Annotated in this window: 10 protein-coding genes; 2 read left to right on the top strand and 8 right to left on the bottom strand. The window is 69.4% G+C overall.

What is annotated here, in order from left to right; all coding sequences use genetic code 11:
* Positions 1-52 precede the first annotated feature (52 nt).
* The 4 genes from AC0Z36_RS28155 to AC0Z36_RS28170 all read right to left on the bottom strand — a co-directional run bounded on the left by AC0Z36_RS28155 (position 53) and on the right by AC0Z36_RS28170 (position 5,609).
* A complete protein-coding gene (locus AC0Z36_RS28155) occupies positions 53-1,888 on the bottom strand; it encodes a DUF6531 domain-containing protein (protein ID WP_485465895.1) in 1,836 nt (611 codons plus the stop codon).
* A 16-nt stretch (positions 1,889-1,904) separates the two neighbouring features.
* Positions 1,905-2,447 carry a hypothetical protein gene (locus AC0Z36_RS28160; RefSeq protein WP_485465896.1) on the bottom strand — a complete coding sequence of 181 codons (543 nt, stop codon included), beginning with the start codon at positions 2,445-2,447 and terminating at the stop codon, positions 1,905-1,907.
* Positions 2,440-2,811, bottom strand: a complete 372-nt coding sequence (locus tag AC0Z36_RS28165) for an SseB family protein (protein WP_485465897.1) — start codon at positions 2,809-2,811, stop codon at positions 2,440-2,442. Before AC0Z36_RS28165 ends, AC0Z36_RS28160 begins: the two co-directional genes overlap by 8 nt.
* 161 nt (positions 2,812-2,972) lie before the next feature.
* Entirely contained in the window at positions 2,973-5,609 is a 2,637-nt protein-coding gene (locus AC0Z36_RS28170) for an FHA domain-containing protein (RefSeq protein WP_485465898.1), read from the bottom strand.
* Between the two features lie 166 nt (positions 5,610-5,775).
* On the opposite strand from AC0Z36_RS28170, the gene AC0Z36_RS28175 reads away from it, so the two are divergent.
* Both AC0Z36_RS28175 and serB read left to right on the top strand, forming a co-directional pair.
* Positions 5,776-7,065: a streptophobe family protein gene (locus AC0Z36_RS28175; RefSeq protein WP_485465899.1), complete on the top strand. Its 1,290-nt coding sequence runs from the start codon at positions 5,776-5,778 to the stop codon at positions 7,063-7,065.
* Between the two features lie 82 nt (positions 7,066-7,147).
* Positions 7,148-8,332: a phosphoserine phosphatase SerB gene (gene serB / locus AC0Z36_RS28180; protein ID WP_485465900.1), complete on the top strand. Its 1,185-nt coding sequence runs from the start codon at positions 7,148-7,150 to the stop codon at positions 8,330-8,332.
* A gap of 125 nt (positions 8,333-8,457) precedes the next feature.
* Here the strand turns inward: serB and AC0Z36_RS28185 are convergent, their stop codons facing one another.
* The 4 genes from AC0Z36_RS28185 to fabI all read right to left on the bottom strand — a co-directional run bounded on the left by AC0Z36_RS28185 (position 8,458) and on the right by fabI (position 12,966).
* Entirely contained in the window at positions 8,458-9,000 is a 543-nt protein-coding gene (locus AC0Z36_RS28185) for a SixA phosphatase family protein (protein ID WP_485465901.1), read from the bottom strand.
* A gap of 142 nt (positions 9,001-9,142) precedes the next feature.
* A complete protein-coding gene (locus AC0Z36_RS28190) occupies positions 9,143-11,494 on the bottom strand; it encodes an MMPL family transporter (protein ID WP_485465902.1) in 2,352 nt (783 codons plus the stop codon).
* A 256-nt stretch (positions 11,495-11,750) separates the two neighbouring features.
* Entirely contained in the window at positions 11,751-12,077 is a 327-nt protein-coding gene (locus tag AC0Z36_RS28195) for a hypothetical protein (protein ID WP_485465903.1), read from the bottom strand.
* A 115-nt stretch (positions 12,078-12,192) separates the two neighbouring features.
* Positions 12,193-12,966 carry an enoyl-ACP reductase FabI gene (gene fabI, locus AC0Z36_RS28200; protein WP_485465904.1) on the bottom strand — a complete coding sequence of 258 codons (774 nt, stop codon included), beginning with the start codon at positions 12,964-12,966 and terminating at the stop codon, positions 12,193-12,195.
* Between the last annotated feature and the right edge of the window lie 426 nt (positions 12,967-13,392).

Raw genomic sequence — 13,392 nt, forward strand, 5'->3', positions numbered from 1 at the left:
TGAATGCTTTCTCGACAATCGCATCCTGGCAGGTCAGGGGCACCTTTTCAGTTCAACTTGACGGTTGGTCAACTTCCGTTGAATAGGCGAGGTCACTGCCGGTGCCGCGCACACACCGCCCGGCACCGTCGTACTCGTAGGAGTACCCGGTGCCGTTACGGACGACCCACGAAGTGATCCGGTGTTGCCCGTCGTAGGTGAACGTCAACGGCTCACCGCAGGAGTTGACGACTTCGGCCAGGTCCCCGGCAGCGGTGTAGCCGTACCGGACCAAAACCACATCGCCGGGCGCAACGACATCAGCGCCCTTGACCAGCGACGGCGCGGACCGGTCCGCGCCCACCAGCCGCAACCCGGTCACCCGGCCCGACACCGCATCAGTGTCGACACCGATCCGGTAACCCCCCGAATGCACGATCTCCACCGGCACCCCGGCATCGTCATAGACCACTTCCATCCGGTTGCCGTTACGGTCCTCCACCGCCTCCAACGGCACCACCAACCGACCTGACACTCCATCAGGCCGCACCCCCGGCAGCGGCCGGAACGACCACGACACCCCCGACAGCGGGTCGGCCACGGTGAACACCCCACCCGGCGTGCCGTCCCACGACAACGACCGGCGCGCACCCGCCACCGGCAGCACCGCCGCAGCCTCACCCGCACCCGGCACCGGGTAGCGCAGCCTGAGACCGTCGGCAGTGGTCAACACCACCTGGTCCGCGGCGAGTTCCAGATGCTGGTCCAGCGTCGAGGCCCACGACCGGCCGAACCACCGCCCCGACCGGAACGACGCCCGGTGCTCCCGCTCGAACAACAACGGCAACACCCCCGCCAGATGGACGTCGGTCTGCGGCAGGAACAGCTCCCCGGTGACCACATCCACCGGGTCGCCGCAGTCGGTCGTGCAGTCTGCGTCGCGCGCGGGACGGTTCTCCGGAACCGCGTCGTCCGCCGTGTACGGCTCAGGCCCGTCGCCGTGCGGCTTCTTCCCGCCGGGCAGATCGTCGAGTTTGAGACCGGCTTTGACCGCGTTGCCGCTGCCGCCCGTAGTGAACGCCAGCACCAGGTCCGGGGCCAGATGCCCCAGCGCCCGCGCCGGGTCCGTCTTCCACGTCTCCCAGTCCACCACCGACTTGGCGAAGTCCACCGGATGCGTGGCGCTGTACTTCAGGCCGTTCCCGATCGCCTGCAAGTCCGCCCAGTACGCACCCGGCTCGTAGTACACCCGGACCGGGGCGACGGTCCCGGCGAACTCGACGAAACCGACCCCAGTCTCCGTAACCCCACCGACGAACGACTCCAGCCAGGTGACCGGGTTCGAGTAGTCCTTCGGCTGCGGCGCCTCGTTCCACGCTTTGGCCAACGTGTCCTTGCAGGTCTGTGCACCGTCCTCGACCCGGTCCTTGACCCGGCCCAGATGCTTCTCGGCTTCCTTCATCATCGACTGCCCCGGGTCCTTACCCGGCGGCTTGGTCGCAGCCTTCTGCCCCTCGGCGGTCAGGCAGGTGTACTGGTCCTGGGCGAACTGGTGATCCGCCGACAACCTGCGAGCCTCATCCGCCTGGGGAATCATCTGATAGGCGACCTCACCCTGAGCCTCACGTACACACGTGGCAAACCCCCGTAGCGCACCGACAGCCTGGTTGACCGAGTGGGTGGCGTCGTCCAGTTTCTTCGGCAGTGCCGCCAGATCCTTCTTGAAGCCCTCGGCTGCGGTCCCCGACCAGTCGCCCTTGCCCAGAGTCCGCAGGCGGCCGGCCGCGTCCACGGCTCCGCCCGCGTACTTCGACAGCGTTCCGGCCAGTGCCTCGAGGACTTCCCAGTCCCCAGGCACCAGATCCCGCGGACCGGCCCCGGCCGGGATCGTGTTCGAATGCTTTCCCATGTCCCCGTACCCCTACCTACTTCTGATCTACGGCGACCGGACCGATGAACCCGGGCTGCCCGGGCCTGGGCCCCACCGGAGGTACAGGTCCGACAAATCCCGGCTCCCCGGGCTTGGGCAAGGTCGGGGACAACAAGCCGGGGTCACCGAGCTCGCCCCGCTTCGGTGGGGCGAACTGCCAAGGCAATCGCGGATCCCCCGAGGACATGTCGAACAACGAAGGCGAACGTGGACCGGCTGCCGGTGGCGGTGGCGGTGTCATCGCACCGGAGGCCTTGTTCTCGGCGTTCTCGTATCCGTCGGCGACCAGACCCAGCGCCAAGGCGATCCGCTCACCGTCCGACACCAGCTGCGCCATGCCATAGCCCCATGATCTGACGAACTGCTTGGTCGCATTGGCGACCAGTTCTGAACCGCACTTCTCCACCCCGGCGGCCATCTGGTCCTTGCTCCCGGCGATCTGCCGGGCAACCAACAGAGCATCCAACAACGGCGAGATCGTGCCACGGACGAATATCGGGTCAACCTGGAAGCCCCCGCCCCCACCACCGTCAGCCACCGCTCTCCCCCGAACCCGAACCCGGACCCGAAACCACGTCGCCCCGCCACAACCCCGCACGCAAACGCACCGGCCGCACCCCCGCCGCATCCACCACCAAGTCGTAACCCACAGGCAACAGACCCAATAGATCCGCCCCGGTCAGACAGAACCAGTCACACTCCCCCGCGAACAACCCCACCTGCTCCAGCGACGAGAACACCGGCACCATCCCGTCGCCCGGCACCCCCAAAGCGGCGAAACCCGGATGCTCAGGACGCACACACCACACCGTCGAAACCCGCAGCACGTCCAGGACTTCGACCGGGGAACCCGTACCGCCGACCAGCCGCGCCACCGCGGCGGACAGTCCGCAAACAGCCACGTCAGACCCCACGGAACGCCTTCCCTGTCACGCATCGATCACCGGAGGTGACCATGCGGGGGAATGAGTTCGTCATACAAGCGGATGTGATCAAAAACCGCCGGCCGCCGCTCGCGTTCCCGGGTTCACCAGCCCACCGTGCGAGTTCGTCGGGTTCGGTCCTACTTCTTGTTCCGCTTTTTGGCCGGGTCGAGCCTGCGCAGCATCCCCAGGGCGACGAGCGAGTACGCGATCACCTGCGCCACCAGGAAGCCGATGTTGCGGTAGTAGTTGGCCGAGGTGGCCTTCCACCCCGGGTCCGGATCGGTGATCGCGTCCTTGTTGAGGACGGTCAGCAGGTCCACGCTGTCGGCCGCCGCCGACACCGCCCAGCGGGCGGGGGCCAGCCAGGACACCTGGTCGATGCCGATGTTCCCGGCGATCGGGAACAGCGCGCCGCACAGCACGACCTGGATGATCGCGACGACCACGAGCAGCGGCATCGCGAGTTCGGCGGTGCCGATGACCGCGGAGATGAGCAGGCCGAGCGCCATGGAGGCGATCGCGGACAGGGCCACCGCGAGGCCGATCTCCACGATCGGCGGCCCGAAGGCGACGCCTTCCGACGGCAGGCCCTTCGCGCCGAGCGCGACGCCGGTCAGCAGCGCGCCCTGGAAGAACGAGATGAGCGACAGGATGAGGACCTTCGAGGCCAGATAGGCCGACACGGACAGGCCCGCGCTGCGTTCCCGCCGGTAGATCCCCCGTTCCTTGATGAGTTCGTTGACCGCGGTGGCGGTGCCCATCAGGCCGGAGATGACAAAGAGGACGAGGAGCTTGGTGTGGCCGTCCTTGCTGGTGCCCGGCGGCCCGTCGAGGACGCCGGGCATGACGAAGACCAGCGCCCCGAGGAACAACGGGGCGATGAGTAGCAGGGCGAGGTATTTGCGGTCCGAGCCGATCACCGACAGGTAGCGCCGGGACAGTGTGCCCAGCTGGGAGAACCAGCCCTGCGACTTGGGTGGTTTCGCGTCGGTGTGGCCGGCCTGGCGGACGACGTCGGGCATCTGCGCGGTGTCGGCGTAGCGCCTGCGGGGTTCGGAGCCGCGGAACTCCCCGGCGAAGTCGCGGGCGGTCTGGGTGTTGAAGATACGGAACGTCTCGGCCCAGTTCCGGGTGCCGAAGTAGTCGAGGGCTTCGCCGGGCGGGCCGTAGTAGGCGACCTTGCCGCCGGAGACCAGGACGAGCAGGCGGTCGCAGACGTCGAGGGACTCCATGCTGTGGGTGACCACGATGACCGTGCGGCCGTCGTCGGCCAGTTCGCGGAGCTTCTCCATCAGTTCGCGTTCGTAGCCGGGGTCGAGCCCGGAGGTCGGTTCGTCGAGGAACAGCAGGGACGGCTTGGTCAGCAGTTCGACGGCGACGCTGACGCGTTTGCGCTGGCCGCCGGAGAGTTTGTCGATACGCAGGTCAGCGCGGTGTTCGAGGCCGAGGTCGACGAGGACCTCCTCGACGCGGCGGTTGCGCTCGGCCTTGTCGGTGTCCTGCGGGAAGCGCAGCCGGGCGGCGTAGCGCAGGGCGGTACGGACGGTCAGCTGCGTGTGCAGGATGTCGTCCTGCGGCACCAGGCCGATGCGCTGCCGGAGTTCGGCGTACTGCGCGTACAGGTCGCGGCCGTCGTACAGGACGGTGCCCTCGTCGGCCGGGTTGGTGCCGGTCAGGGCCCGCAGGAGGGTGGACTTGCCCGCGCCCGAGGTTCCGACGATGGCGAGCAGGGTGCGCTCCCCCACCGGGAAGGAGACCTTGTCGAGCAGGACCTTGTCGCCGGCCCGCACCAGCAAGTCCTGGACGTCCAGGGACACCTCGCCGGTGTCGATGAACTCGCGCAGTTCCTGCGATTCGGCGTCGAGCTGGAAGGTCGCGTGGCCGATGCCGACGAGGTCGCCGGGGGCCAGGACGGCGCGGTCTACCGGACGGCCGTTGACGTACGTGCCGTTGTGACTGCCGAGGTCGGAGATCTCGAACCGGCCGTCGGGCAGTTTGCGCAGTTCGGAGTGGTGCCGGGAGACCATCAGGTCGGTCAGCACAAGCTCGTTGTCCAGCGCTCGGCCGATGCGCATCGCGCGGACGGGCGCGGGCATGACCATGCTGGGCTGGCGTTCCGCGCCGCCGGGCAGCCCCACTGAGGTGTACGGGCGTTCGGACCAGCGGTCGTACGGCGGGGCGGGCTCGTCGCGGCCGGCCGGCCGGGCGTTCCCCGGCCTCCCGGAATCCCCGCGTGGGGTCTGCGCCAGCGGCGTCTGTGGTTGCGGCGTCTGTGGGTGCGGAGCCGGTGGGTGCGGAGCCGGTGGGTGCGGGACGCCGAAGGCCCCCGCGCCCAGCGCGCCGCCCGGGGGCGGCGGCACGGACATCGGGCCGAACCCCGACCCACCCGGGTGGACACGCTGCGTCGGATCGGCGCCGCGGTCCCGTACGGCGGGGGCGGGAGGCTCCACCGGCGTCAGGACCAGGCGCTCACCGTCCACCGGGTCGCCGAGCAGGATCTCGCAGCCGTCCGAGACCACCACCCGGTGCACACGGCGGCCGCGCACGTAGGATCCGTTGCCGCTGCCGGGGTCGGCGAACTCCCAGCCCTCGGGCCCGACCCTGAGCACTCCGTGGTGCCGGGACGCCCTGCGGTCGTCGACGACCACGTCGCAGTCGGGATGCCGGCCCACGGTGTACTCGCGGCCGGACTGGAACAGGGCAGGGGACCCGGCGCCGCTGCGTACGTCCAGCCGCGGAACGACCGGGCCCGCGGAAGCATTCGGACCCCCCATGGTGGGAAGTGTAGGTTCCAACGCCTCCTCGCGGCACTGTTTCTGAACGCTATGGACCCGGACCGGTGGACAGGATTCACTGGGAGACCACCGGAACCGGGTTGTCGGCGGAACCGGGCAGTCTTCCGTACGGGAAAGCCAAAGAACCCCGACCCGAGGAGCAGCGGTGTCCCTGGACCGTCCGGCACCGTTCCGGCCCTGGAGCGAGGGGGCCGCCTGGCTCTCCGCGTTCCTCGCAGTGTTCTGTTCGTTCACGGCGATGGCGGCGGCCGCCTGGTTGGGGTTGTGGCTGCTCGGCGCGGACGCGCTCGGCAACGGCACGATGCCGTCGCTGACCGCCGCGGTCGTCGCCCTGGGGGTCGGCGGGAAGGTGAAGCTGTCCGGCGGCGAGGAGGCCGGGAACGATCTGTTCGGTTCGCTCGGGGTGGCTTCGGGCAGCGGTGAGGTGGACCTCACCCTGTGGGGTGTCGGTCTGACCGGCGCGCTGGTCCTGGGCTGGCTGTTCGTCCGGCCGTTCCACAAGCAGGTGGTGGTCGGGGGTGTGGAGCTGGCCGCGCACGCGGCCCGGGTGACGGTTTTTGTGGTGGGGGCGCTGGCCGGGACGGTCGTCCTGGGCAAGCACTCGCTGCCGCTGAGCAGTGTGCCCGGTGCGAACGCCGCCGACCTGATGGGCATATTCGACATCGGTCTGGCCGCGGAGTTCACCACCGACTCGGTGACCACGTTCGGGTACGGAGCGTTGTGGCTGCTGGTCACGCTGGCCCTGGCGCTGGGGGTCTCCTCGCGCTGTGGTCTGCCGCTGCCGTGGCTCCGACACCGCGACCACGTGCGTCCGGTGGTGGCCGGGGTGCTGACCGTGCTGCTCGGCGCGGTGGTGGTCGCGATCCTGGGCGGCCCGTTCGTGGCCGCCGCCGCGCCGGAGCCCAAGCGGATGATCGGCGGCATGCTCCTGGCCCTGCCGACGATCGTGTGGCTGCTGCTGACCCTCGGTCTGGGGGTGCCGTGGAAGTCGGACGGCGGCGGTCAGTTCTCCTTCGGTGTCCCGGGTCCGCTCGGTGACCTGCTGAAGGAGTCCGGCGACAAGGGGATCGCCATCCGGATCGACAAACTGGCCGAATTGAACTCCCTGGCCTGGTGGGTCCCGGTGTTCTCCGGTCTGCTGCTGGTCGCCGGTGGTTTTGTGACCGCGGTGCGCTCCCCCGCCTATGTCAGACCCTGGCAGCACGCGTGGCGTTTCGGTGCCGCGTACGGCGTCACCCTGCTGGTCCTGGGGCTGATCACCCAGGTGCACGTCAAGGTCGCGGTGGAGGTGCTGTTCGGGGCGATAAAGCCGGGCGGGGGCATCGGGATCCACGCCGACTTCCTGTGGGCCGCCGTGCTCGGGCTCCTGTGGGGGGCCTGCGCGGGGTTCCTCGGCGGGGCGCTGGCTGATCTCCGACGGCAGGGCACCGGATGACCGGCCGGCCGCCGCGAGCCGGTGTCCACGGAGCGGAACCCGAGGTCGACAGCCGCTCCCCGGCAGGTACCGTGATCGCATCATGGACGTTACACGCACCCTCCTCGTCAAGATCTTCGGCAAGGACCGTCCCGGGGTCACCCTGGGGCTGTTCGAGACCCTGGCCGCCTACGGGGTGGAAGTGGTCGACGTCGAGCAGACGGTCACCCGGGGCCGGCTGACCCTGTGTGCCCTGGTTGGTGAGCCCCGTGACGCGGGCGGCCTGCGCTCCGCGGTGCACGCCTGGGCCGATACCGAGCAGCTGGACGCTGAGATCATCGCCGGCGACGGGGACAACCGGCCACGTGGCGCGGGCCGCTCGCACGTCACCGTGCTCGGCCACCCACTGACCGCCGCGGCCTTCGCCGCCATAGCGGCCAGGATCGCCGGGGCCGGCGCCAACATCGACCGGATCTTCCGCCTGGCCAAATACCCGGTGACCGCGATCGAGCTCCAAGTCTCCGGCATGGAGACCGACAAGCTGCGGATCGAGCTGGCGGTGGAGGCCGCGGCGCAGCGGGTCGACGTGGCCGTCGAACCGGCCGGACTACACCGCCGGGCCAAGCGCCTGGTGGTGATGGACGTCGACTCCACGCTCATCCAGGGTGAGGTCATCGAGCTCCTGGCCGCGCATGCCGGGTGCCTCGCCGAGGTCGCCGAGGTGACCGAGGCCGCGATGCGCGGTGAGCTGGACTTCGCCGCTTCCCTGCACGCCAGGGTCGCGCTGCTCAAGGGACTGGACGCGAGCGCGATCGACGCGGTCCGCGAGGAGGTCGAGCTCACTCCGGGGGCGCGCACGCTGGTGCGGACGCTCAAGCGCCTGGGCTTCCAGGTCGGCATCGTCTCCGGCGGGTTCACGCAGGTCACCGACATGCTGGTGGAAGACCTGGGGCTGGACTACTCGGCGGCCAACGTGCTGGAGATCGTAGACGGCAAGCTCACCGGGCGGGTGGTCGGCGACGTCGTGGACCGCGCGGGCAAGGCCGTGATGCTGCGGCGGTTCGCCGAGCGCGCCGGTGTGCCGGTCGACGCCACGGTCGCGATCGGCGACGGCGCGAACGACCTGGACATGCTGGGCGCGGCCGGTCTCGGCATCGCGTTCAACGCCAAACCGGTCGTCCGTGCGGCCGCTGACACCGCGGTGAACGTGCCGTTCCTGGACACCGTGCTCTACCTGCTGGGCATCACCCGCGAGGAGATCGAGACCGCGGACGCGGCCGACGCCTGATTTTTCAACCACGTCGTACGGGAGGGCACCCGCGTGGGTGTCCTCCCGTACCGTGTCCGGCTTTTCCAGCCCGTCGTACGGGGGACCACCCGCGCGGGTGGTCCCCCGTACGACGTCTTGTTGACCTAACCGCGCGGGATGTGGAAGCTGACCAGCTCAGCGCCCTTCTCGTGCAGGGCGCTCCAGGGGCCTTCGAAGGACAGCCGGGCGATGCCCGAAGTGGGGAACTTCGCCTGCATCGACTCGGTCTCCGCCGGGTCGCCCTTCGCCGTCAGGGCCAGGGCGAGCGTCTCGACCGCGGGGTTGTGCCCGATGAGCAGCAGCGTCTCAAGGTCGTCGGCGGTCTCCTGGGCCAGGTAGAGCAGGCCCTGGGCGGTCGCCTCGTAGACGCGGTCGTCGTAGCTGGTGTGCGGGCGCTTGCCGATGGTCTTGGCGAGCAGTTTCCAGGTCTCGCGGGTGCGCGCCGCCGGGGAGCAGACCACCAGGTCGGGACTGATGCCGTGGTTGAGCAGGAAGTTCCCGGCGGCGTCGGCGTCGGCGCGGCCCCGGTCGGCCAGGGGGCGTTCGAAGTCGGGGCCGTCGGACCATTCGGCTTTGGCGTGCCGCATCAGCACGAGGGAGTGTCGGCGGGGACCGGGCGCGGCGGGCGGGGGCGTGGGCGATGGCATGGAAAACAGCCTCTCAGAATTCCGGGGGGCCGCACGGCGAAAGGTGGCCGGTTCGCTCCTTCCGGTCAAACAAGTGTCCCGTCCACCTTTCCTGGGAAAGGTGGACGGGACCTGTGCGCTTATCGGACGGCCCCTTGGGGGTCTACCCCAGCGGCGGCTTCGGAATACGGCTCGCGGTGGAGACCCGCTCGTTGCCGTACGGGTCCTGCGCTCCGTAGGCGGCCTGCGCCGGGAAGGCGCCGACCTCGTAGCGCGGTGCGGCTTGCGCCTTCTCGTCGGGCTCCTCGCCGTGGCTCATCTCCGGGATCCAGCCGAGCCACTTGGGCAGGTACCAGTTGCGCTCGCCGAGCAGGGCCATCACGGCCGGGAGGAGGATCGCCCGGACGATCGTGGCGTCGATCAGGACAGCGACGGCCAGGCCGACACCGAACTGCTTCATGCCCTGCATGGAGAGGGTTCCGAAGACTCCGAACACCGCGACCATGATGACGGCGGCGCTGGTGACGACACCGGCGGTGGTCCTGATGCCGTGGGCGACCGCGTCCTTGGTGCCCATGCCCTTGTCGTAGGCCTCACGGATCCGGGAGACCACGAACACGTGGTAGTCCATCGACAGTCCGAACAGGATCACGAAGAGGAACATCGGGATCCAGGTGACGATCGCGCCGGGCGCGGTCGTGCCGACCAGGCTGTCGCCCCAGCCCTTCTGGAAGACCATCGTCATCACACCGTAGGCGGCACCGACGGACAGGAGGTTGAGGACGATCCCGGTGACCGCGATGGTGAGGGACCGGAAGCACATCAGCATCAGGATGAAGGCGAACGCCAGGACGAATCCGAAGACGATCGGCGTCGAGGTGGCCAGTTTCTTGTTGAAGTCCACCGAGCCGGCGGTGTCGCCGGTGACCGGGGCCTCAACACCGGAGACCTTGCCGAGGGTGTTCGGGACGACCTTGTCGCGCAGGGTCTTGAGGGCGTCCTCGCTGACCTTGTCGTTGCCGCCCTTTCCGTTCAGCGGGATGCGCACACTCAGCACTGTGTTGACGCCGGGGTACTTGACGACCTCGATCGGCTCGGACATCTGCCCGCTGGCCACGGCCTGGGCCCGCAGGTCGGCGACCGCCTTCTGCACCTGGGGGGTGTTGACGTCGGCGGCCTTGACGACGACCTGGGCCGGGGAGGGGCCGCCGGGGAAGTTCTCGGAGATCGCGTTGTAGGTCTTGACGATCGACAGGGTCTCCGGGAGTTCCTTGTTCAGCGGGAGCTGGGCGGTCTTCATGCCGAGGGCCGGGACCGCGATGGCGATCAGCAGGCCGGTGGCCAGGACGACGGACGCCTTGGGGCGGCGCAGCACGGCACCCAGGATCGTGTTCCAGAAGCGGCTGCCGGTGAGGAGGGCCGCCCGCTGGCGCTTGTGCAGGAAGGGGATCCTCCCGGCCTCGACCTTGTCGCCGAGCAGTGACAGCAGGGCCGGCAGGACGGTCAGCGAACCGAGTACGGCGGTGAAGACCACCAGGATCGTGCCGAGCGCCATGTTCTTGAAGTCGGCGAAGCCGGAGAGGAACATCCCGGCCATCGCGATCATCACGGTGACGCCGGAGACCAGGACCGAGCGTCCTGAGGTGGCCGCGGCGATGCGCAGCGCGGTCTCCTTGTCCCGGCCGCGGGCCCGCTCCTCGCGTTCCCGGCGGATGTAGAAGAGGCAGTAGTCGACGCCGACGGCGAGGCCGATCAGCAGCATCATCGAGTTGGTGGTGTCGCCGTTGGGGATGGCGTGGCTGCCCAGGGCGAGCAGGCCGCCGGCGGCGAGGAAGGCGGTGAAGGCCAGGAGGACCGGCAGGAGGGCGGCGAGCAGGGCGCCGAAGGCGACCAGCAGGATGCCCAGGGCGAGCGGTACGGCGGTCCACTCGGCGCGCTTGAAGTCCTTGCCGATGGTGTCCGCGAACCATTTGTTCCCGCTGGCGTCGCCGAACTGTTCGATGTGCAGCCCGGGGTGCGCGGCGCGGGCGTCGACGGCGGCCTTGAGCAGCGGGTCGATGTGGTCGACGGCCTTCTCGGAGTCACCCTTGACGTCGTACTGGATGAGGGCCGCGTGGTTGTCCTTGGAGACCGCGCCGCTGTCGTACGGGGAGCGGACGTTCACGGCGAGGCCGGTCGCGTTGACCCGGGTGATCACGTCGTCGACGGTGGCCTTGAACTTCGCGTCGGTGGCCGCGTCGGTGTCGCTGCGGATGAGGACCATCTCACCGGCCGACTCCTTGATGCCGGCGTCCTGGATGATCTTCTGGGCGCGGCCCGATTCGCCCAGGCCGTGGTCGCCGTCCTTGAGTTCCTTCGCGCCGACCATGTTCCCGATCACAACGGCCAGCACGACGAAGAGCAGCCAGCCGATCACCGCGGTCTTGCGGTGCGCCGCGCTCCAGCCTCCGACGGTGGCGGCGAAGTTGCCGCGCCCCCGTGATCGTGTACGGGTGTCCGCTCGTCCCCGACTCATGATTCCCGCTCCTTGTTACCGTCTTGCCTTCGGCGGAACTCCCTTGAGGTTCAAGGGGTTCCTGCTGACAGGTAAGACGATATTGAGCGGGCGGGCCGGGTCACATCCTGCGGACGGGCGTATCCGCGGGGGTGGTGACAGCACCTGCGGAGGAGTGCCGACCCCACCCCGGTGGTGGGGTTAGCCCCACCCCCCTCTCAGGGTTCTCCCTGACGGTGGGTCACGCGCCGGTGCGGTGCCGGGGGTTCGCGCCCGGTCAGCCGGTGGAGGCGGCGACGGAGGCGGCGACGGCGATCAGGACCATGATGACCAGGACGCCGAGCATGATCTTGCCGAGCGCCCGCTGGCCGTCGTCGCCGCGGTCTGCCATGACGGTCTGCCGCTCCCCCGTGTCGCCACTGTCGGCGACGCGTTGGGCGGCCTCGGCGCGGGCGGCCCTGACGGCCTCCTCACGCACCCGGCGGGCCTCCGCCTGTCCGGCGAGGGCCTGCGTCTCCTTGGCCTCGCGCGCGGCCCTGGCCCGCTCGTAACGCTCCTTGGAGGAGAGTTCCGTCGAGGGGCGCGGAGTCGGTGATGTAGCCATGCACCGAGTGTCGCATGTGCGCGTGTGCGCGCTGCGTAAGGGCAGCCGACCGTTCCGGAAAGCACGGAGGGGCACAGCCCGCAGGCCACGCCCCTCCGTTGTGTACTGAAGAAGATCAGGCACCCATCGCGTGCAGGCCGCCGTCGACGTGGACGATCTCGCCCGTGGTCTTCGGGAACCAGTCGGACAGCAGGCCGACGACGCCGCGGGCGGTGGGCTCGGGGTCGTTGAGGTCCCAGCCGAGCGGGGCCCGGTCGTTCCAGACACCCTCGAACGCGTCGAAGCCGGGGATCGAACGGGCGGCCATGGTCTTGACCGGCCCCGCCGCGATCAGGTTGACCCGGATGTTCTTCTCACCGAGGTACTTCGCCAGGTAGCGCGAGGTCGACTCCAGACCGGCCTTGGCCACGCCCATCCAGTCGTAGCCCGGCCAGGCGACCTGCGCGTCGAAGTCCATGCCGACGACGCTGGCGCCCTTCTCCGGGTCGATCAGCGGCAGGCACGCCATGGTGATGGACTTCAGCGAGAACGCCGAGACCTGCACCGCGGTGGCGACGTCTTCCCACTTGGTGTTGAGGAAGTTGCCGCCGAGGGCGTCCTGCGGGCCGAAGGCGATCGAGTGCACGATGCCGTCGATGCCGTCCATGTGCTGGCGGACGTTGTCGGCCAGCGCGTCCAGGTGCTCCTGGTCGGTCGCGTCCAGCTCGATCACCGGCGCCGGCTTGGGCAGCCGGTTGGCGATGCGGTTGACCAGCGTCAGCCGACCGAAACCGGTGAGCACGACCTCAGCACCCTGCTCCTGTGCCAGCTTGGCGACATGGAACGCGATGGACGAGTCGGTGAGCACCCCGGTGACGAGGATGCGCTTGCCTTCGAGGATGCCACTCATGCGGCTTCAGCCTTTCGATAGAGACAGGTGCCCAGTGACAGCGACTGAGCGAAGCGGAGTACAACCAACCGGCCCGGACGGCCGAGCGAGGCAAATCCCCACCCCGCCGATGCGACCGAGCGAAGCGAGGGAGCGCGTCCGGAGGACGCGGTCTTTCCGGCGACGCGTGGACGCCGACCAACGCCGGAGCGAAGCGACGGCGATGGGAGGAAAACGTCCACGCTTGGAGCCGGACCAGCAACCGAGCGTAGCGAGGGCGCGCGTCCGGAGGACGCGGCCTGACCGGGCGACGCGACGGCGCCGAGTGGCCCCGGAGCCAAGCCCCACCACGCCGATGCGACCGAGCGAAGCGAGGAAGCGCGTCCGGAGGACGCGGCCTGACCGGGCGACGCGACGGCGCCGAGTGGCCCCGGAGCCAAGCCCCAC

It is taken from the genome of Kitasatospora sp. UYEF31 (assembly GCF_057291755.1).

Coding starts and splice junctions, on each gene's coding strand:
- AC0Z36_RS28195 (WP_485465903.1), bottom strand. CDS start 12,077: ATGGCTACATCACCGACTCCGCGCCCCTCGACGGAACTCTCCTCCAAG.
- AC0Z36_RS28185 (WP_485465901.1), bottom strand. CDS start 9,000: ATGCCATCGCCCACGCCCCCGCCCGCCGCGCCCGGTCCCCGCCGACAC.
- serB (WP_485465900.1), top strand. CDS start 7,148: ATGGACGTTACACGCACCCTCCTCGTCAAGATCTTCGGCAAGGACCGT.
- AC0Z36_RS28155 (WP_485465895.1), bottom strand. CDS start 1,888: ATGGGAAAGCATTCGAACACGATCCCGGCCGGGGCCGGTCCGCGGGAT.
- fabI (WP_485465904.1), bottom strand. CDS start 12,966: ATGAGTGGCATCCTCGAAGGCAAGCGCATCCTCGTCACCGGGGTGCTC.
- AC0Z36_RS28170 (WP_485465898.1), bottom strand. CDS start 5,609: ATGGGGGGTCCGAATGCTTCCGCGGGCCCGGTCGTTCCGCGGCTGGAC.
- AC0Z36_RS28190 (WP_485465902.1), bottom strand. CDS start 11,494: ATGAGTCGGGGACGAGCGGACACCCGTACACGATCACGGGGGCGCGGC.